This window comes from Enterococcus sp. HMSC072F02 (assembly GCF_001837725.1).
GTDB classification, from domain to species: domain Bacteria; phylum Bacillota; class Bacilli; order Lactobacillales; family Enterococcaceae; genus Enterococcus_B; species Enterococcus_B lactis.
On sequence record NZ_KV833932.1, the window covers coordinates 80,301 to 98,461 of the forward strand.

18 protein-coding genes and 1 other RNA gene are annotated in these 18,161 nt (G+C 37.3%); 10 read left to right on the forward strand and 9 right to left on the reverse strand.

Annotated features, from left to right (window positions below):
• Nucleotides 1-156: 156 nt before the first annotated feature.
• The gene (locus tag HMPREF2731_RS04390; RefSeq protein ID WP_025477224.1) at nt 157-381 is read right to left on the reverse strand and encodes a helix-turn-helix transcriptional regulator; all 225 of its coding nucleotides are present in this window, start codon (nt 379-381) and stop codon (nt 157-159) included.
• 154 nt (nt 382-535) lie between these two features.
• Between HMPREF2731_RS04390 and HMPREF2731_RS04395 the strand changes: the two genes are divergently transcribed.
• The 4 genes from HMPREF2731_RS04395 to HMPREF2731_RS04410 all read left to right on the forward strand — a co-directional run bounded on the left by HMPREF2731_RS04395 (nt 536) and on the right by HMPREF2731_RS04410 (nt 3,456).
• Nucleotides 536-907: a helix-turn-helix domain-containing protein gene (locus tag HMPREF2731_RS04395; protein WP_002320147.1), complete on the forward strand. Its 372-nt coding sequence runs from the start codon at nt 536-538 to the stop codon at nt 905-907.
• A gap of 6 nt (nt 908-913) precedes the next feature.
• Nucleotides 914-1,342: an ImmA/IrrE family metallo-endopeptidase gene (locus HMPREF2731_RS04400; RefSeq protein ID WP_002320148.1), complete on the forward strand. Its 429-nt coding sequence runs from the start codon at nt 914-916 to the stop codon at nt 1,340-1,342.
• Nucleotides 1,343-1,407: 65 nt separating this feature from the next.
• The gene (locus HMPREF2731_RS04405; protein WP_002320149.1) at nt 1,408-2,076 is read left to right on the forward strand and encodes a hypothetical protein; all 669 of its coding nucleotides are present in this window, start codon (nt 1,408-1,410) and stop codon (nt 2,074-2,076) included.
• A 156-nt stretch (nt 2,077-2,232) separates the two neighbouring features.
• Complete coding sequence (locus HMPREF2731_RS04410) at nt 2,233-3,456, forward strand: tyrosine-type recombinase/integrase (protein WP_002320150.1); 1,224 nt, start codon at nt 2,233-2,235, stop codon at nt 3,454-3,456.
• A gap of 104 nt (nt 3,457-3,560) precedes the next feature.
• On the opposite strand, the gene HMPREF2731_RS04415 is transcribed toward HMPREF2731_RS04410, so the two are convergent.
• Nucleotides 3,561-4,907: a glucose-6-phosphate isomerase gene (locus HMPREF2731_RS04415; RefSeq protein ID WP_070872401.1), complete on the reverse strand. Its 1,347-nt coding sequence runs from the start codon at nt 4,905-4,907 to the stop codon at nt 3,561-3,563.
• Nucleotides 4,908-5,018: 111 nt separating this feature from the next.
• Nucleotides 5,019-6,368, reverse strand: a complete 1,350-nt coding sequence (gene gdhA / locus HMPREF2731_RS04420; RefSeq protein ID WP_002308828.1) for an NADP-specific glutamate dehydrogenase — start codon at nt 6,366-6,368, stop codon at nt 5,019-5,021.
• A 116-nt stretch (nt 6,369-6,484) separates the two neighbouring features.
• Here gdhA and HMPREF2731_RS04425 point away from each other — a divergent pair, with 116 nt between their 5' ends.
• Complete coding sequence (locus HMPREF2731_RS04425) at nt 6,485-7,738, forward strand: BaiN/RdsA family NAD(P)/FAD-dependent oxidoreductase (RefSeq protein WP_002308827.1); 1,254 nt, start codon at nt 6,485-6,487, stop codon at nt 7,736-7,738.
• A gap of 70 nt (nt 7,739-7,808) precedes the next feature.
• Here the strand turns inward: HMPREF2731_RS04425 and ybaK are convergent, their stop codons facing one another.
• The 3 genes from ybaK to HMPREF2731_RS04440 are packed head-to-tail and all read right to left on the reverse strand — an operon-like array spanning nt 7,809 to nt 10,263.
• Nucleotides 7,809-8,294, reverse strand: a complete 486-nt coding sequence (gene ybaK / locus HMPREF2731_RS04430) for a Cys-tRNA(Pro) deacylase (protein ID WP_002290411.1) — start codon at nt 8,292-8,294, stop codon at nt 7,809-7,811.
• Between the two features lie 22 nt (nt 8,295-8,316).
• The gene (gene aroD, locus HMPREF2731_RS04435; protein ID WP_002313585.1) at nt 8,317-9,069 is read right to left on the reverse strand and encodes a type I 3-dehydroquinate dehydratase; all 753 of its coding nucleotides are present in this window, start codon (nt 9,067-9,069) and stop codon (nt 8,317-8,319) included.
• Between the two features lie 15 nt (nt 9,070-9,084).
• Nucleotides 9,085-10,263: a class I SAM-dependent rRNA methyltransferase gene (locus tag HMPREF2731_RS04440; RefSeq protein ID WP_002308823.1), complete on the reverse strand. Its 1,179-nt coding sequence runs from the start codon at nt 10,261-10,263 to the stop codon at nt 9,085-9,087.
• A 228-nt stretch (nt 10,264-10,491) separates the two neighbouring features.
• On the opposite strand from HMPREF2731_RS04440, the gene HMPREF2731_RS04445 reads away from it, so the two are divergent.
• From HMPREF2731_RS04445 to HMPREF2731_RS04455, 3 genes are all read left to right on the forward strand, one after another.
• Nucleotides 10,492-12,612 (forward strand): LTA synthase family protein, encoded by a 2,121-nt coding sequence (locus tag HMPREF2731_RS04445; RefSeq protein WP_070872403.1) that lies wholly within the window; start codon nt 10,492-10,494, stop codon nt 12,610-12,612.
• 171 nt (nt 12,613-12,783) lie between these two features.
• Entirely contained in the window at nt 12,784-13,509 is a 726-nt protein-coding gene (locus HMPREF2731_RS04450) for an FtsX-like permease family protein (protein ID WP_002316381.1), read from the forward strand.
• On the forward strand, nt 13,499-14,008 hold the full coding sequence (locus tag HMPREF2731_RS04455) for a hypothetical protein (RefSeq protein ID WP_002308814.1): 510 nt from the start codon (nt 13,499-13,501) through the stop codon (nt 14,006-14,008). The genes HMPREF2731_RS04450 and HMPREF2731_RS04455 overlap by 11 nt, the downstream gene beginning before the upstream one ends.
• A gap of 72 nt (nt 14,009-14,080) precedes the next feature.
• Here the strand turns inward: HMPREF2731_RS04455 and HMPREF2731_RS04460 are convergent, their stop codons facing one another.
• The 3 genes from HMPREF2731_RS04460 to HMPREF2731_RS04470 are packed head-to-tail and all read right to left on the reverse strand — an operon-like array spanning nt 14,081 to nt 16,576.
• Complete coding sequence (locus HMPREF2731_RS04460; protein WP_070872405.1) at nt 14,081-15,529, reverse strand: sensor histidine kinase; 1,449 nt, start codon at nt 15,527-15,529, stop codon at nt 14,081-14,083.
• A complete protein-coding gene (locus HMPREF2731_RS04465; RefSeq protein WP_002290404.1) occupies nt 15,529-16,245 on the reverse strand; it encodes a response regulator transcription factor in 717 nt (238 codons plus the stop codon). The genes HMPREF2731_RS04460 and HMPREF2731_RS04465 overlap by 1 nt, the downstream gene beginning before the upstream one ends.
• A complete protein-coding gene (locus HMPREF2731_RS04470) occupies nt 16,226-16,576 on the reverse strand; it encodes an SdpI family protein (protein ID WP_070872406.1) in 351 nt (116 codons plus the stop codon). Before HMPREF2731_RS04470 ends, HMPREF2731_RS04465 begins: the two co-directional genes overlap by 20 nt.
• Before the next feature lie 143 nt (nt 16,577-16,719).
• Between HMPREF2731_RS04470 and HMPREF2731_RS04475 the strand changes: the two genes are divergently transcribed.
• Nucleotides 16,720-17,493 (forward strand): Cof-type HAD-IIB family hydrolase, encoded by a 774-nt coding sequence (locus HMPREF2731_RS04475; protein WP_070872409.1) that lies wholly within the window; start codon nt 16,720-16,722, stop codon nt 17,491-17,493.
• A gap of 169 nt (nt 17,494-17,662) precedes the next feature.
• Nucleotides 17,663-18,029: a transfer-messenger RNA gene (gene ssrA / locus HMPREF2731_RS04480) on the forward strand.
• The last annotated feature ends 132 nt before the right edge of the window (nt 18,030-18,161 follow it).

Genomic DNA, 18,161 nt, shown 5'->3' on the forward strand with positions numbered 1-18,161 from the left:
ATCAAGTACGATGTTTATTTTTTCTTGTCGTGACATGAAAAGCACTCCTTTCTTAGTTAACTAATAATTTGTAGACAATTGAAACAATAATAGAAAGTAATATTGGCAAAACAATCGTACAAAATTTATCTTCAAGAAAATCCTTATCGTTCTTTTTCATTTGATCACCTCTCCATGTGTCACTTTGTTACTTTGTTGATTAAAAAAAATAGTCCAATCAAAGGATAAAACAGTGGCAATTTTCATAGCTACAAATGGACTAGGACTTCTTTTGCCACTCTCAATCATACTATAATAAGAACGCTGAATTCCTGATCTTTTAGCTACTTTTTCTTGAGTTAGATTTTGTCGCTCTCTTTTTTCAATTAGCCATTTCCTCATCATATACCTCCTATTTAAGTGTCATTTCGTTACAAATACATTATAAGTAACACATAGTTACTTGCCAATGCAAAAAGTAACAAAAGGTTACTTGTTTTTAGATTCATTTATACGTAACAGCGTGTTACCATTTATATAGAAAGTGGGTGTCGAAATGTTTCCAGAAAAAATCAAAGAATTGAGGCTTTCAAAGAAAATGACGCAACAAGAAGTTGCTGATAAGTTAGGAATTACTCGCCCTGCTTATACAGCCTATGAAAGTGGAAAGAGAGAGCCTGACTTTTCTATTCTTCAATCTTTAGCTAATATTTTTGATGTTACTACTGATTATTTATTAGGAAGAAATAAAACGCCAAAATGGGCCGATGAAAATGATTTAATTGAATTAGATAAAATGCTCGATTCCAACGTTAACATGGCTTATGGTGGTGAAACATTAACAGATGAAGAGAAACAACGGGTAAAAGATGTTTTGACAGGTCTATTTTGGGAATTTAGAAAAGAAGACAAAAGTAAAGAGAAGTGATTTTCTATGGAGATGGACGTAATTAGTCTAGTTGGCAAGCTGAAGCAAAAATATAATTCAGCTAATCCCTTTACTATTTGCGAAAAAATGGATATTCAGATTAGGTATGTTCCTTTTTTGAATAATCCAAAGGGACAATTTCAAGAACTGTTAGGGCGTTCGGTTATTCTTCTAAATCACGAACTAAAGTATTCTGAAGAACGGTTCTATATTTGTGCTCACGAACTAGGTCACGCAATTTTTCATCAAGGTTTATCTAGTTATTATGTCTCTACTCGATCCTCCAGAAGCAAATCAGAAAGCGAAGCGAATTGCTTTGCCGCCAATCTTATTATTTCTCTTTATAAAGAAGATAATGATCAATACCCTAGAAAAATTGAAGATTTAACAAATTTGTATGGACTTCCTAAAAATTCATATAGATTTTTAATTTAATTGGCGACTATCACTACCTGCCTTTAAGTGGGAGTAAATATATTTTTATTGTTATGGAGGAAGAAATGAAAAAAATAGTTGGGTTAGGATTAATTCTGTTCTCTAGTATTGTACTAGGAGCATGTGGAAATAGTAATTCAAATTCTGATACGCCTAAAGAAACAACCACTGCGAGCTCTACAATGGTTTCTCTTGAATTCAGTAGCTCTGTGGAAAAAAAGACTAATCTTCTATCAAATGATTCAGATTTCGGAAAAATAGCTGATAATGTACCTGATGGAGAATCCATAGAAGTACAAGGTAAACAAGATTATTCAACCAATTTTAATGATAATTCTTGGGCGGGTGTTAACCTAAATATCGATCGGGTCTCAGTTGTGAAAACTACTGATATCAAAGACTATTCAGATAATCAATACAATGGTTTTGTAGCCGTGCATTACAACATAGATAATACACAACAAGATGTATCTATATACCCTAATCAAGCCACAATTGTAACTGACTATGGTGAGCAAGTTGATGATGGCGGAGTCTTTAATTATGATTCATGGGATGGTGACTTCATGAAAGGAACAAAAAAAGATGGTTGGGGCATCTATCCTTTATCAAAACTTCCTGTTGCATCTTCAATCAAATCTCTTCGATTGAAGATTGATTCTAGCTATGAAACTGATAATTATGATGATGAAAACTCGTATCACACATATGATATTAACTTAAATTTACAATAAAGACTGGCCTTCGGGCTTTTCTTTTTAAACGCAAAAGAACATAAGTTCGTATAAAAACTCTGCTAATACGACGATTTTCTAAATATTCGTTCAAATAACATACCTCCCCTAAAATATTCTTATTATTAGGAATGAAATACGAAAGGATTGGTTTTAATGGCTTCCATTAAAAAGTACTATTTAAAAAAATCAAAAGAATATCGTTATGAAGTCTATATATCAAATGGAATTGATCCTGGTACTAAGCTACAGAAAAAGATTCATAAAAAAGGGTTTAAAAGTCATGAAGAAGCAGAAAGATTCGCAAAAATTGTCGAAGGCGAAATAGCTTCGGAAGAATATACACAAAAAAACCCTAAAAATTTGACTATAGAAAAGTTTATGGACGATTGGATTAATAACTATAAAATGAATGTTAAAGAAGGAACAAGAATTGTTCACAGAGCAAATATAAAAATGTACATCAATCCATATATTGGAAAATATAAACTAGATAAATATACTAGAGCTGATCATCAAAGATTCATCAATCAGTTACTTACTAAAAAGGGTTTGGGGAGAACTAAGGAAGGTCTCTCAGTAACAACAGCCAAAAGTATTAACGCCACTCTTAGCAATGCTTTCAAAAAAGCTATTCAGTTAGGATATATAAAGAATAACCCTACTAGTTTTGTTGAGTTTCCAAGAAATCCATCTGATAAAAAGAAAGTTAAATATTATACTTTTGATCAATCTGAACTATTTCTCGAATTTGCCAAAAAAGAAAAATCATTTATATGGTATCCCTTTTTTCTTATTATATTTGATCAAGGATTGCGAAAATCAGAAGCTTTAGGGCTTCAATGGGCTGATATTGATTTTTCTCAGAATACACTTAATATTAATCGTGAACGACTTGGGGCTGCTGAAAAAGGACCTAACAAAGGTTTGATTATTACAGATGACACAAAAACCCCATCTGGTACACGATCATTGCCTATGACAAAACGAGTAAAGAAAGCCTTATTGACTTTAAGAAATCAAGTAATAAAAGAATTTGGTTTTTTACCTGAAACAGATGACCACGAAGCATTTATTTTTATAAATACTTACGGTAAAAATAAAGGTATTCCAATAAGAGATCGAACCGTTAACGGTGCTTCTCATAGAATTGAAAAACGTGCCAGTCTCCCCCACATAACTGTGCATGATGGTAGACATACTTTTGCAGCTAGAACGAGACAAGCAGGAATACCTTTAGAAGATATCAAAGATTTTTTAGGTCATAAAGATGTTTCTACTACACAAGTCTATGCCCATATTTCTCCCGAAGTGAAAAAAAGATCAATGAATCAACTAGAAAACTATATAGAAGAGCAAATAAAAAAGCACTCAAATTGAGTGCTTTTTTTAAGTTCACTATCACTAAAACTATCACTAATTTTATTTAGAAGCGAACATGTTTCTATCACTGATTATTTAAATCTAGCGAAAAACCCCTTATCTTACAGGCGTTCGTTCAATTCTTTAGCAAGGTCTTCAAAGCCTGGTTTGCCTAGAAGTGCGAACATGTTTTTCTTGTAAGCTTCTACACCTGGTTGGTCGAATGGGTTGATGCCATTCAAGTAACCTGAAATACCTACAGCAATTTCAAAGAAGTACATTGTGTAACCCAATGTGTAAGCATCCATTTCTGGAATTTTGACTAGCAAGTTAGGTACGTCACCGTCTGTATGAGCAAGCAATGTTCCTTCAAATGCTTTTGTATTTACGAAGTCCACTTCTTTTCCTTGCAAGTAGCCTAGACCGTCTAAGTCTTCTGCTTGTTCAGGAATCGTGATTGATTTACGAGGTTTTTCAACTTTCACAACTGTTTCAAAAATGTTGCGGCGTCCTTCTTGGATGAATTGTCCTAAAGAGTGCAAATCAGTTGAGAAGTTTGCGCTTGAAGGATAGATGCCTTTTTGGTCTTTTCCTTCAGATTCGCCATACAATTGCTTCCACCATTCTGAGAAGTATTGCATTCCTGGTTCATAATTGATCAATAACTCAGTTACTTTGCCTTTACGGTAAAGAATGTTGCGCATTGCTGCGTATTGGTAAGCTTCGTTTTCTTCTAGTTTGTCGCTTGAATAAGCTTTGCTTGCATCAGCAGCTCCTTGCATCAATGCGTCGATATCTGCTCCACTAACAGCGATTGGTAACAAACCAACAGCAGTCAATACAGAGAAACGTCCGCCGATATCATCAGGAATCACGAAAGTTTCCCAACCTTCTGCATCTGCTTCTACTTTAACTGCACCTTTTGCTTTATCTGTTGTAGCGTAGATACGTTTGTTTGCTTCTTCTTGTCCGTATTTCTTAACAAGAAGCTCTTTGAATACACGGAAAGCAATCGCTGGTTCAGTAGTTGTTCCAGATTTTGAAATAACGTTTACTGAAAAGTCGCGATCACCGATTACTTCGATCAAATCAGCGATATATGTTGAGCTGATTGAATTTCCGGCAAAGAAGATTTGTGGTGCTTTGCGTGTGTCGCTATCTAATAGATTGAAGAATGCGTGATTCAAGAAGTCGATTGCTGCACGAGCGCCTAAATAAGAACCACCGATACCGATAACAACTAATACTTCAGAATCAGATTGGATTTTTTTAGCTGCTTCTTTGATACGTGCAAATTCTTCTTTGTCATAGTTCGTTGGTAAATCGATCCAACCGCGGAAGTCGCTTCCTGCGCCAGTTCCTTCCCGTAATTCGTTGTGGGCTGCTGTTACTTGGCTTTGCATGTACCCTAACTCATGTTCATTGACAAACGGTGCTACTTTTGAATAGTCAAAATGAATGTGTGCCATTTGTTCTCCTCCTTATAAGTTTACTCTACAGGTAATACTTTACGTTTTTTTTTATTATTTTTCAAGCAAATAAACAAAATGCTGACAATATTTCCAAGAAAGTTTCATTTTTTAAACTAAACCTTCTGCTGCCATTGCTTTGGCAACTTTTTCAAATCCAGCAACATTTGCTCCAAGAAGCAGATTTTTTTCGTCACCATACTCAGCAGCTGTTTGGCGACACGTATGGTAAATCTTTTCCATGATTTGATCCAGTTGCTCATCCACTTGTTCTCTTTCCCAAGTCAATCGTTGGGCGTTCTGACTCATTTCTAAAGCAGATACTGCCACTCCTCCAGCATTAGCAGCTTTTCCTGGACAATACCACACATCTGCTTCATGAAGAACAGAAACAGCTTTTACTGTACATGGCATATTAGCGCCCTCTGCTACGATTTTGATCCCATTTTCTACTAAGATTTCAGCCAAGCTTTCGTCTATTTCGTTTTGAGTGGCACATGGCAAAGCGATATCCGCCTTTTCTTTCAATGTCCAAACAGATTCTCCAGCATGATAAACAGCAGAAGGACGTTGGTTCGCGTATTCTGTTAAACGTTGGCGCTTGATTTCTTTGATTTCTTTCAATAGTGACACGTCTATTCCTTCTGGATCATAGATGTACCCGCTAGAATCTGAACATGTAACCACTTTTCCACCAAGTTCTTGCACTTTTTCGATTGCATAAATGGCTACATTCCCGCTTCCGGAAACAAAAACTGTTTTTTGATCAAATGAATCTTTTTCTTCGTTCAATAGATGTTTGACATAATAGACCAATCCATATCCAGTCGCTTCTGTACGTATCTTACTTCCCCAAAAATCCAGAGGTTTACCTGTCAACACACCAGTATCATATTTTTTCAATCGTTTATATTCGCCAAACAAATAACCGATCTCTCTAGCTCCTACACCGATATCTCCTGCAGGAACATCAATTGATGGCCCAATATGTTTTGACAATTCCAACATGAAACTTTGACAAAAACGCATGATTTCATTATCAGATTTCCCTTTAGGATCGAAATCACTCCCACCTTTTCCTCCGCCGATTGGCAGACCAGTTAAACTATTCTTGAAAATCTGTTCAAAAGCCAAAAATTTCAAGATACTTAGGTTGACACTGGGATGAAAGCGTAATCCACCTTTATAAGGGCCGATAGCTGAATTGTATTGGATACGGTAGCCTCTATTTACTCGCCAGTTTCCTTTATCATCTTGCCAAGGTACTCGAAATTGAATAATTCTTTCTGGTTCTGTTAAAAGTTCTAAAATATTCTTTTCGATATATTCGGGATGAGTGTCCAAAAAAGACATCACTGTGGGCATGAATTCATCGATTGCTTGCAAAAATTCTTCTTGTCCTTGATCCTTTTGATGTAGCTTTTCTTGAATTGCTTGAACATATTCTGTTGCGTTTGTCATCGTTCCACGCTCCTTTGCTTATCTTCCCTCATTTTAGCTCATTTTCTCTTTTGGCTCAAAACATTTTTTTCTGTTTTCTTTCTTCAAATATGCTACACTTTCCTTGAGGTGAGGGAATGGAAAAACTGTATGATGTGATCGTAGTCGGCGCTGGAACAAGTGGGATGATGGCAGCGATCAGTGCAGCTGAACAAGGCGCACGCGTACTTTTGATCGAAAAAAACAAAAAAGCAGGAAAAAAACTACTGATGACAGGTGGTGGTCGGTGCAACGTCACGAATAATCGTCCTGTTGATGATTTAATCGCACATATTCCTGGAAATGGAAATTTTTTATATAGTACATTTGCGCAATGGAATAATTTCGATATCATGAACTTCTTTGAATCACAAGGCGTACATTTAAAAGAAGAGGATCATGGACGGATGTTTCCTGTGACAAATAAATCAAAAACGATTATCGAAGCATTACTTAATCGTCTGAAAGAACTAGATGTGACGATCCTATTCTCTACTCGAGTAGAGAAATTGATCCACAAAGAACATAAAATTTACGGTATACGCACGGAATTCGAAGAGTTCCATGCTCCTGCCGTTATCTTAACAACTGGTGGGCGGACTTATCCCTCTACTGGTTCTACTGGAGATGGGTACAAGATCGTGAAGCGAGTGGGTCACACGGTGACGCCTCTGTATGCGACAGAGTCCCCCTTGATATCGGATGAACCGTATATTCAGGAGAAAACACTTCAAGGGCTTTCTTTACAGGACATCACTTTACGTGTTCTAAATAAAAAAGGCCGTGTATTGACTGAACATACGATGGATTTACTTTTCACCCATTTCGGTATTTCTGGTCCGGCTGCACTGCGTTGTTCAAGTTTCGTCAATAAAGAATTAGAGAAAACGGGAGAACCAGTGACACTTTCTCTGGATTGTTTTCCTACACAAACCAAACAAGAGCTTATTCATTTATTGACAGAAAAAAGTAAAGCCACCAAAAAGAACTTAGTAAATGCTTGGCATGGTCTATTACCTGAGCGATTGTTGGTTTTCTTTCTTGAGCGGCTTGAAATGGATAGCCTAACAGGACAACAAGCCTCTCAAAAACAAATTCAAGATTTCGTTCAATTATGCAAAGAGTTTAAGCTATCAATCAACAAGACTTTTCCTATTGAGAAATCATTTGTAACTGGCGGAGGGGTTTCTCTAAAGGAAATTCATCCTAAAACGTTGGAGAGTAAAATCATTGATGGTCTGTATTTTGCCGGAGAATTACTGGATGTCAATGGTTATACTGGTGGCTTTAATATCACAGCGGCTTTCGCTACAGGACATGTAGCAGGAAGGAATGCTGGGCAAAGAGCATAATGTATAAAAAAGAAAGAAGGAGACTGGGCAAACAACATCCCGGCCTCCTTCTTTCTTTTATACGTATGATTTATTGTTTTATATCTGCAAATTGTCCGCTCGTTAATGCACAGATATCTTGAGGAGCTAATTCCATCTGTAGCCCTCTTCTGCCAGCTGATACAATGATTTGATCATAGTTTTCTGCGATTTGATCTAAATAAGTAGGAAACAGTTTTTTCATTCCTATAGGCGAGCAGCCACCACGTATGTATCCGGTCGTTGCTTCCAAATCTTTCAAATGAAGCATTTCTACTTTTTTATTCCCTGAAACTTTTGCTAATTTTTTTAGATTCAATTCGGCTTCTCCTGGTATCACAGCAACAAGAGGCCCCGTCACATTGCCCACAGCAACCAGTGTTTTAAATATACGAGATTGGCTCTCTGGGAGCTGTTCTGCGACAGAGGACGCACTTAGGTGGTTTTCGTCCCATTCATATTCGTGTTCTGTATAGGGAATCTTTTTTTGTTCGACCATACGGATCGCATTCGTTTTTACTATTTTTTTCTTTGCCAAAAAATATCACCTCAAACTTGTTCTACAACGGTTCATTTAATAATTGGATAATTTGCTTCAATGCTTTGACCGGTAATTGTCCTGGAGCAGAAGCATTGCTTAAGGAACCAAACGTCATGACGGATCCTGTCGTTCCGCCAGCCAGACGAGAAATTTTTCCCAGATCGCCCATAGACATCGTAATGATAGGCATGGAGACAAAAGCATTTGCCCGTCTAGTCAACTCCATCAACCGCAAAACATCTCGTTCATTATTGGGAGTCACTGCCAACTTTCCGATATCAGCGCCAAAATGTTCCATGACATTCAGTCGGTAAAGCAAGACAGGGTCAGTTGGTGTTTCTTTAAAATCATGACTACTGATAATTAAAGGAATATTTAAAGACTTGATTTCCTCTATCAGTCCTTTTCCTAGACTTTCTACTTTGAACAACTCGATATCGACCATATCTACTAATCCTGTGTGTATCACATGTTCATAGAGGTCGCGATACTGACGGATCGAAATGTCTTGTTCTCCGCCTTCAGCTAAGGTACGAAACGTAAATAATAACGGCAGTCCATCAAGCATCTCATGGATAAGAACCAATGTTTCTGCAACTTCATCAAAAGAAAAAACCTTACGATAATGATCGACTCGCCATTCTACTAAGTCGGCCCCTGCTTCACGTGCAAGAACTGCTTCACGTAATACTTCCTCTCGGACGGCTCCGATAAGAGGCGCACAAATCTTTGGTCTACCGCTTCCTATATTCAATCCCTTTATCCGAACCACTCTGCATCGCTCCTTCTAATGGTTATTTTTAATTTGATAAACAAACACTTTCAGATAATTACCTTCTAAAAAGGTATCCGTCGTCTGGAAATCTTTTGGCAAACGATATAAAGCAAGTTGTTCAAAAGAAACATTCTTGGCATGGAATTCCTCTTCGATCATTGTTTGGAATTGTTCGATCGAGACATTTGCAGCATTTGTAGACGCAATAAGTATCCCATTTTCTGCTAAAATATCCAGACTATCCTTGACCAGTTCCCCATAATCTTTTGCTACGCGAAAGACTTTTTTCTTGTTTCTGGCAAAACTTGGTGGATCCAACACAATCATGTCATATAAAAATTGTTTTCTTTTTGCGTATTTGAAATACTCGAATACGTCCATAACAATGATTTTTTGCTGATCGACATCCAGGCCATTCACTTCAAACTGTTCTTGTGTTTTTTTCAAACTGCGTTTTGCTAGATCGACACTTGTCGTTTCGATTGCCCCTCCCATTGCGGCAGCAACAGAAAAGGCGCCGGTATAACTAAACATGTTCAAAACTGTTTTCCCAGAAGCGAAACCTTCTGCCAATGATCCCCGTACTTCTTTTTGGTCTAGAAAGATACCAGTCATTAATCCTTCATTTAAATAAACGGCAAATTTTATTCCGTTTTCTTTTACGATCAAGGGCTCCGGTGCCTCTTTTCCGTAAATGAACTGGCTCTCAGGCAGATTCACTGATTCAAAACGAATTTTCTCATATCCACCGATGATTTCCGGATAGATTTCACGAAAAGCTTGAATCAATAATTCACGATGTGTATATAACGTCTCGTTATACCAAGAAAAAACAGCATAACCTGCATAATAATCAATAATCAGACCGCCGATTCCGTCTCCTTCTCCATTGAATATACGAAAAGCGGTAGTAGAATCATCTGAAAAAAAGAAAGTTCTTTTTTCTTTTGACTTCACAAAAAGTTCTTCAAAAAATGATTGATCAAATGGGATATCCTGCTGGCTCAGTACCCAACCGATCCCTTTATTCTGCTTTCCTAAATATCCTTTTGCGATAAATTGATTTTGCGGATCAACTAATTCCACCCATTGCGTGGTTTCTTTTTGAGGATGTGCAAGGTCTTCTTTTTGGATCAATGGATAGCCTTTTTTCAATCGACTGCTTGCTCTTTTTTTTACTTGTACTTTCATTCCTTCACCTGCTTTAGCTTTCTCTTCTCAAGTATAACAAAAAACATAGGTCTTGTCTTACTGCTTCTTTTTCATCAAGCTTAAAGAAAACCTTAATGAAACAGCACAAAGTTCTGGTTTCAATTGACACTATATTGTCATACTAGTAAAATAAATGAGAATAAGTGAGCTGTGTAACATGGTTTCATGGCACTTCTGTGATTAAGAAGTGCAGAAAGGAAGATTATCTTGAAATATATAAAAACACCTGCCTTTTTGAATAAGAGGCTCGGATTTTTTTCTTTACTAGTCGTTTTACTTTGGTTGAAAACGATTTTTGCCTATTTGGTTGATTTCCATCTCGGAATTGAAAGTGGCATTCAATACTTTATCTTATTTATCAATCCTATTGCAACTACACTGTTATTACTTGGAATTGCTCTTTATATCAGACGCCCTAGAGTTGCTTATATCACGATAATGGTCATTTATTTTCTTTTGACGTTGCTTGTTTTTTCGAATGTCACTTATTATCGAGAATTCACGGACTTCATTACGATCAACACGATTTTAGGTGCTGGGAAAGTAGCAAGTGGTCTGGGAGAAAGTGCCATTCGACTGTTTCGCCCATATGACGTGATCTATTGGATCGATTTCATTATCTTGACTGTCCTACTGATCGCCAAAAAAATCAAGTTGGACCCTCGTCCGATTCGAGCAAGAATGGCTTTTGCAATCTCTACATTAGCCGTTATGATTTTCTCAGGAAATCTTTTTATGGCGGAAGCTGATCGTCCAGAATTATTGACTCGTACATTCTCTCGGGATTATTTGGTCAAATATCTTGGCTTGAATGCTTTCATGGTTTACGACGGCGTTCAAACTTACCAGACAAACCAAGTGCGGGCAGAAGCAAGCCCCAATGATATGAAAGAAGTAGAAAATTATGTAAAAGAACATTACGCAGCACCAAATGATGATTTGTTTGGACTTGCTAAAGGAAAAAATGTGATTTATATCCATTTAGAAAGCTTCCAACAATTCTTGATCGATTATAAATTGACAGATGAGAATGGTGTCCAACATGAAGTTACCCCTTTCATCAATAGTCTTTATCACAGCAATAGCACGTTCAGTTTTGACAACTTTTTCCATCAAGTAAAAGCAGGAAAAACAAGTGATGCGGAAACGCTGATGGAAAATTCATTGTTTGGCTTGAATCAAGGCTCCTTGTTCACACAATTAGGCGGAAAAAATACTTTCCAAGCTGCACCTGATATTTTAAGTCAAACAGAAGGCTACACAAGTGCAGTGTTCCATGGGAACGCCGGCACATTCTGGAATCGAAACGAGACCTATAAGAATTTAGGATATGATTATTTCTTCGATTCTTCTTATTATGACGTTAATGATGACAATTCGTTCCAATACGGTTTGCATGATAAACCATTTTTCCAACAATCTGTACAATACTTGGAACGTCTGCAACAACCATTTTATTCAAAATTCATTGCTGTATCTAACCATTATCCTTATTCGAAATTCACCAATGACGAAGCTGGATTCCCGTTAGCCAATACAAACGATGAAACGATTAACGGTTACTTCGCGACAGCTAATTATTTAGACACTGCCGTACAAGAATTCTTCAACTATTTGAAAGAAAGCGGCTTGTATGATAATTCAGTTATCGTTCTTTACGGTGACCATTATGGTGTCTCGAATTCTAGAAATAAAAATCTAGCTGAACTAGTTGGAAAAACGAGTTCTACTTGGACTAATTATGACAATGCACAAATGCAGCGTGTCCCTTATATGATTCATATTCCTGGACAAACACAAGGCGGGATCAATCACACTTATGGCGGCCAAGTTGATGCTTTGCCTACGCTGCTCCATTTACTAGGTGTAGATACAAAAAATTATATTCAGTTAGGACAAGATCTATTCTCGAAAGATCATGAACAGCTTGTTTCTTTCCGTGATGGCGATTTTGTTACTCCAAAATATACTTACTACGGTGGTACCATCTACAGTAACGAAACTGGTGAGGCCATTACTGAACCTACTGAGGAAGTACAAAATGAAATTGATTCACTCAAAGAAAAAGTTGATAAACAGTTAGCTGTTTCTGATCAAATCAATAACGGTGATCTTCTTCGGTTCTATACGAATAGTGGATTAGACCCAATTGATACCAGTGATTATGACTACAAGAATGGCTTAGAGAAATTAAAAGAAGCTGAAAAATCTCTAGGTCACAAATCAACTAGTGTCTTTAGTCAACACAACGGACAATCAACTGTTGATCTTTATAAAACTCAAACGTATCAAGAACTTCACGGAACGACCACAAGTTCTTCCGAATGACAAAACAAATCTGAAAGGAGCTGTGACAAATATCTTGTCGCAGCTCTTTTTTCAAAACCTCTTGCTTTTTGCAAGAGGTTTCCTGGTTTTGGTTTTAATTCGTGATTTTACTAAAGGAATTTCATACTTTATTCATATTCATTTTTTATACTTTTTATAGAGGTGAAAAGTATGAAAATGATCCGCTATGCTACTGCTCGATTAATTTATTACAAAAAGCAGACAATACTCTATTGTTTATTTTCAAGCTTTTCTGCTTTTTTATTGATAGCATGCCTGACTCTTTACCATTTGCAATCGGCTTTAGCGAATCAAGTCCAAGATCGGCTTTCATTTATCGGTGCTTCTGCATCTACGGCTCTTCTTCCGGCTTTAGAATTAGCTAGCCGATTTTATCTAAAAGGCATATTCAGTTTATTTTTTCTGTTTGCCTTCTTTTTTATCTTTTTCTTTTACTATTCACTCAGGCAAAACCAGCAAGAATTGATGAATTGGCGCCTGACTGGTCTTTCTAAAGCCAAACTGTTCCTTTTTATTTTTTGGCAGCTGTTCTTTCCTCTCTTTCTTTGTTGTATCTTGGTTTTATTGTGGATCGTCAGCTTCCAGTCGGTTTATGAAACACTGCTTCAAAGGATCAATTTTCTTGTCTTAAAGACTGCTGAGCTGCCAGATATCCGTGATATCTTGACTTCAGTAAGCGGACTTACGATTCCGATGGATCAGCAGACTTTCTTTACTATTGATTTTCAAAATGATCTGTTTTTCACAGATATTCTTAGAGGCTTTGCCCAAACACTTGTTGGACTTAGCGGGTGCTGTCTGATTCTCAGCCTATTCCCATTCACTTTTTTTATCCATCACTTGCAAAGCAGGAGGCCTAAACGTAATGAAACCTGAATATTTGATTAACGCTGACCATTTGACCGTTATCTTGTGTCCCCTCGAAAAACAGGATAAGATATTAGAGCACTTAAAAAAAGAAGTTCTAGTTGCTAATCTGGAAAATTTCGCCATCGTTCAAAAAGATTGGCCAATGTTTCCTTACCTAAAGCTCAAAGACCATGTACTGTTAGATTTACCAGAAAAGGGAATCAAACAAGATCGTTTAGCCTATCAAGAAAAACTTGATATCTCTTCTTCATTACTTAATTGTGCGGCGACTGAGCTTACGCCTTTTGAGAAAGTAAAGCTTCAATTGCTTCATGCGTTGCTTTCCAAACGAAACAATATTGTTATTGAAGACACCTTTGATGAACTTAGTATATTGGAGATCCAAGAACTGCTCCACTTGCTTTCTTATTTAGCTCATGAAGAAAATCAAGGTATTTTACTCTTTACGCATGACGCTACTATTGCTCAAAGTCCTTACATTGATCGTTTAGAGCCTGCGGGTTAAATCAGTCATTTTATTATAAGAAAACAAGCGATATAGAAGATCGATTCATGATCTTTTATATCACTTGTTTTTTTACTCTTCTTTGATTTCTACGTCAGGCAAACGAACAGTGAATTTCGTTCCTTTTCCCAGTTCGCTTTCTACTTCTAATTTTCCTTTATGCAGGCGAACAAGCTGTTGCACGATTGGTAAACCTAATCCTGATTCACCATATTTTGTATTTTTTCTTGAAGGATCTACTTTATAATAGCGATCCCAGATACTTTTCATTTGTTGTTCAGACATTCCAATTCCCGTATCTTCGATCGTGATGATCGTTTCAAGATAACCTTTTTCCAGGGTGACCATGATTTGGCCGTTTTCGGTAAATTGTATCGCGTTTTGAATAATATTGACCATGATTTGGACAAAACGGTCATAATCAGCGTAAACATCGATATCATCATCAGCTTTCAGTATCAACGTATCCCCTGCTGCCTCTGCTTTAGCTTCTAACTGGGCAACAATATTCCTCAATGTTTCTGTACCATTGAATTTTTTTATGACCATACTGATTTGATTCGTACGGATTTTTTCATAATCCAAATTTTCATTCACTAAACGGATCAGACGCTCTGTTTCATTCTTCATCAATTTAATCGCATTTTCTCGCTGATTCTCAGGGATTGCATTGTATTCCAACCCTTCCAGAAGACCGTTGATTGTCGTAAGAGGTGTTCTCATCTCATGGGAAGCATCTGCCATGAATTGTCTTCGACGATTTTCTTGTTCTTCGATTTCTGCTTGAGATTCTTTCAGTGAATTCGTCATTTTATTGAAATCATCTGCTAACTCATCAAATTCATCTTTATCATGTACGGGAAGCTGTACATCAAAATTGCCATTCGTCACTTCTTTCGTCGCATTCCTTAAACGATTGATCCGCTTGACTTGGAATGCTGCAAAAGCATAACTGGCAATGACCGCCACAATACTGGAAAAAATGAAACCTTTGAACAGGTTCAGTGTAATTGGACGAACACTGTTATCGATATTTCGCGCAGGTTGACTGACTACAAGTGCTCCATAGAATTCATGATTCAAATTGAATGGTACAAGTGCGTAAGAGGTCGCCTGCGCTTGCCCTAAAATGTTTTTATTCGATGTGAATTTCTCTTGACGCCCACTCCTCAGATTTTTCCATTGATCCGTTGTTAAGGTAAAGTTCAGCAATGCTGTATTGGTCGGATAAATGACACGTTCATTTTTGTCGATGAATATAAAATTCACATCTTGTTCTGTCAGTACTTGCTCCGTCAGCAGCAATGCATTTTGAAATGCCTGATCTTGACTAAACTGCGGAAGTGTATCGGCATAGGTTTGCGTTGTCTTTTCAACTGATTCAGCGTATCCAAACAGTTGCTGATAATTGTTTTCTTCAATCGTCTGTTTTGTCAGTTGCGTAAAAGAAACTCCGACGATCAATAAGATCAACGCGACCATTCCGCAAAAAGCTAAGAGTTGCTGATACAAATAACGCATTAGGCAACACCAGAATCATCAAATTTGTAGCCGACTCCCCAAACAGTTTGGATAACTTGTGGTCCGACCTTTTCAATTTTTTGACGCAATTTCTTGATATGGGCATCTACTGTCCGTTCATCACCAAAATACTGGTAATCCCAGACTAGTTCAAGCAACTGTTCCCGAGAAAATACTTGTCGTGGTTTTTTTGCTAAAGTAAACAATAGATCGAATTCTTTAGGCGTCAAGCCTTCGATGGGCCGATTGTCCAGATATGCTTCTCGTGTTTTCGTATTCATCTTGAAATGACTGGTCTCAATATCAAAATGGTCATCTGAAACCGCTGCTTCTTCTCTTGCTTCTGCCAACTCGCTACGGCGATGTAAAGCTTTCATTCGAGCAATAAGCGTCAGCGGACTGAAAGGTTTTGTCACATAATCATCTGCCCCCATCTCCAAGCCGATCACCTGATCACTTTCAGAATCTCTAGCTGTCAGCATGATAATCGGCACTGTGCTTGAAACTTTGCGGATTTCTCTTCCTACTAGCATGCCGTCCATTGTAGGCAAATTCAAGTCCAATGTAATCATGTCCCAGTGTTGGGGGTTTTCTAAAAAGGCGTCAAGCCCTTCTTTTCCATCATACTTGAAGGTTGCTTCCCAACCTTCATTTAAGAAAAACATCTGCATCATTTCAGAAACAGATTGATTATCTTCAATCATTAAAATATTCATTATCGTTCCCTCCAGTGTCCAGGTCATATCTCTGTAATTTTTTTTCTGTCATAATAAAAATGGGCATAATTGGAAATACCAATAATAGCATTTCGATCAAAAAATAATTCGTATGTCCAGATATCTTTAAATAATAACCAATCAATGTCATCAGTAAGCCCATAAGGAAAAACCAGTTCCCGCTTGTCTTTTGTGCTAGTCGCCAATGAGCGTCTGTTTTTGCGGCAAGAGGCGAATGGTACCCATAAAAAGGCAGGTTTCCTTTTGAGGGCAGAATCCGAAAAAGACTGCCAATTATTAAGAATAAGATACCAATACTGAAAAAAATCATTTTTTCCCTCCTAAATTCTCTTCTTATAGTATACTCTATATTGTTGACTGAACCAATATGTTCAGGAATTCTTCACGAAAGGTTTGTCTTTTGTTCATTCTTTGTTAAGATAAACTTATTCCAATAAAAAAGGAGTTTTATTTGTGTCAAATTATCGTGCAATCACTTTCTTTGATCTTGATGGAACATTACTAGATGCGAAGTCAAAAATCACACCCGAAGTGGCAAAAGCTATGAACGCATTAAAAGAAAACAACGTTCTTCCCGTCATCGCCACAGGACGTACAGAAGCAGAAATCCACTCGATTATGGAAGACGCGGGCATTACTTCTGCGGTCACCATGAACGGTTCTTTCATTCGAGTAAACGGTGAAGAAATCTACTCTCAAACATTTTCTTCAGAAGAATGTCAAAAAATGTATGATCATGTACAGTTGAATGGGCACGAACTTTCTTACTATAACGACCAGAAAATCTGGTGTACCGGTCATAGCCAAACAATGATCGATGCTTATGACTTTATCCATTCAGATGTGCCGGAAATAGATCCTCTAGGCTTTAAAGACAATACAGTAAATATGTTACTTATCTTATCTCAATCGGGTGACGAATACTATCATGAACATTTTCCTGAGCTAACTTTTTATCGGAATGGTCCTTACTCGATTGATACAGTGAAGAAAGGAATCTCAAAAGGCGCAGGTGTCAAACGACTGAAAAAAGAACTTCAATTAGAAGAAGTTCCTACTTTTGGATTTGGTGATGGTCCGAATGATTTTGCCTTGTTGGAAGCTTGCGACAACAAAATCGCTATGGGCAATGCCTATGATGGATTAAAAGAGCTTTCTACTTTCATCACAAAGAAAAATACAGAAGGCGGGATTGTCCACGGATTGAAGCATTTTGATCTGATTTAAGGATATTTTTTCGAAACTGGACCCTTTCTAAAAAAATCACTTATTTTTTCTTAAGAAAGGGCCAGTTTTATATAAATACTGGGGTATCATCCGCTTTTTTATTGAATTTATCCCAAGATGTGCTATACTGATTTTGTATGAAAAATACACGTAACCCTTGTTAGCTAACGGGGACGTTACGGATTCGACAGGCACAGTCGAGCTTGAATTGCGTTTCGTAGGTTACGTCTACGTAAAAACGTTACAGTTAAATATAACTGCTAAAAACGAAAACAACTCTTACGCTTTAGCTGCCTAAAAACAGTTAGCGTAGATCCTCTCGGCATCGCCCATGTGCTCGAGTAAGGGTCCTAACTTTAGTGGGATACGTTTCAACTTTCCGTCTGTAAGTTGAAAAAGAGAGTATCAGACTAGCGATACAGAATGCCTGTCACTCGGCAAGCTGTAAAGCGAAGCCTCAAATGAGTTGACTATGAACGTAGATTTTTAAGTGGCGATGTGTTTGGACGCGGGTTCGACTCCCGCCGTCTCCATATATGTATGGTTGAGACTAATAGATACTGTGAAAAACGTTGATAAATCAACGTTTTTTTATTTTGGCTTAAAAAAATTTGAATTTTTTGCTTTTTATTTAACAACGCGAATTGTAAAATTAAGTTAGAAAAATA

What these genes read in the sequence shown, in the direction of transcription:
- HMPREF2731_RS04400 (WP_002320148.1), top strand. Translation starts at nt 914, where the DNA reads ATGGAGATGGACGTAATTAGTCTAGTTGGCAAGCTGAAGCAAAAATAT.
- HMPREF2731_RS04410 (WP_002320150.1), top strand. Translation starts at nt 2,233, where the DNA reads ATGGCTTCCATTAAAAAGTACTATTTAAAAAAATCAAAAGAATATCGT.
- HMPREF2731_RS04455 (WP_002308814.1), top strand. Translation starts at nt 13,499, where the DNA reads ATGAAACCTGAATATTTGATTAACGCTGACCATTTGACCGTTATCTTG.
- HMPREF2731_RS04415 (WP_070872401.1), bottom strand. Translation starts at nt 4,907, where the DNA reads ATGGCACACATTCATTTTGACTATTCAAAAGTAGCACCGTTTGTCAAT.
- HMPREF2731_RS04460 (WP_070872405.1), bottom strand. Translation starts at nt 15,529, where the DNA reads ATGCGTTATTTGTATCAGCAACTCTTAGCTTTTTGCGGAATGGTCGCG.
- HMPREF2731_RS04450 (WP_002316381.1), top strand. Translation starts at nt 12,784, where the DNA reads ATGAAAATGATCCGCTATGCTACTGCTCGATTAATTTATTACAAAAAG.
- HMPREF2731_RS04440 (WP_002308823.1), bottom strand. Translation starts at nt 10,263, where the DNA reads ATGAAAGTACAAGTAAAAAAAAGAGCAAGCAGTCGATTGAAAAAAGGC.
- gdhA (WP_002308828.1), bottom strand. Translation starts at nt 6,368, where the DNA reads ATGACAAACGCAACAGAATATGTTCAAGCAATTCAAGAAAAGCTACAT.
- HMPREF2731_RS04405 (WP_002320149.1), top strand. Translation starts at nt 1,408, where the DNA reads ATGAAAAAAATAGTTGGGTTAGGATTAATTCTGTTCTCTAGTATTGTA.
- HMPREF2731_RS04465 (WP_002290404.1), bottom strand. Translation starts at nt 16,245, where the DNA reads ATGAATATTTTAATGATTGAAGATAATCAATCTGTTTCTGAAATGATG.
- HMPREF2731_RS04425 (WP_002308827.1), top strand. Translation starts at nt 6,485, where the DNA reads ATGGAAAAACTGTATGATGTGATCGTAGTCGGCGCTGGAACAAGTGGG.
- HMPREF2731_RS04395 (WP_002320147.1), top strand. Translation starts at nt 536, where the DNA reads ATGTTTCCAGAAAAAATCAAAGAATTGAGGCTTTCAAAGAAAATGACG.
- HMPREF2731_RS04470 (WP_070872406.1), bottom strand. Translation starts at nt 16,576, where the DNA reads ATGATTTTTTTCAGTATTGGTATCTTATTCTTAATAATTGGCAGTCTT.
- HMPREF2731_RS04390 (WP_025477224.1), bottom strand. Translation starts at nt 381, where the DNA reads ATGAGGAAATGGCTAATTGAAAAAAGAGAGCGACAAAATCTAACTCAA.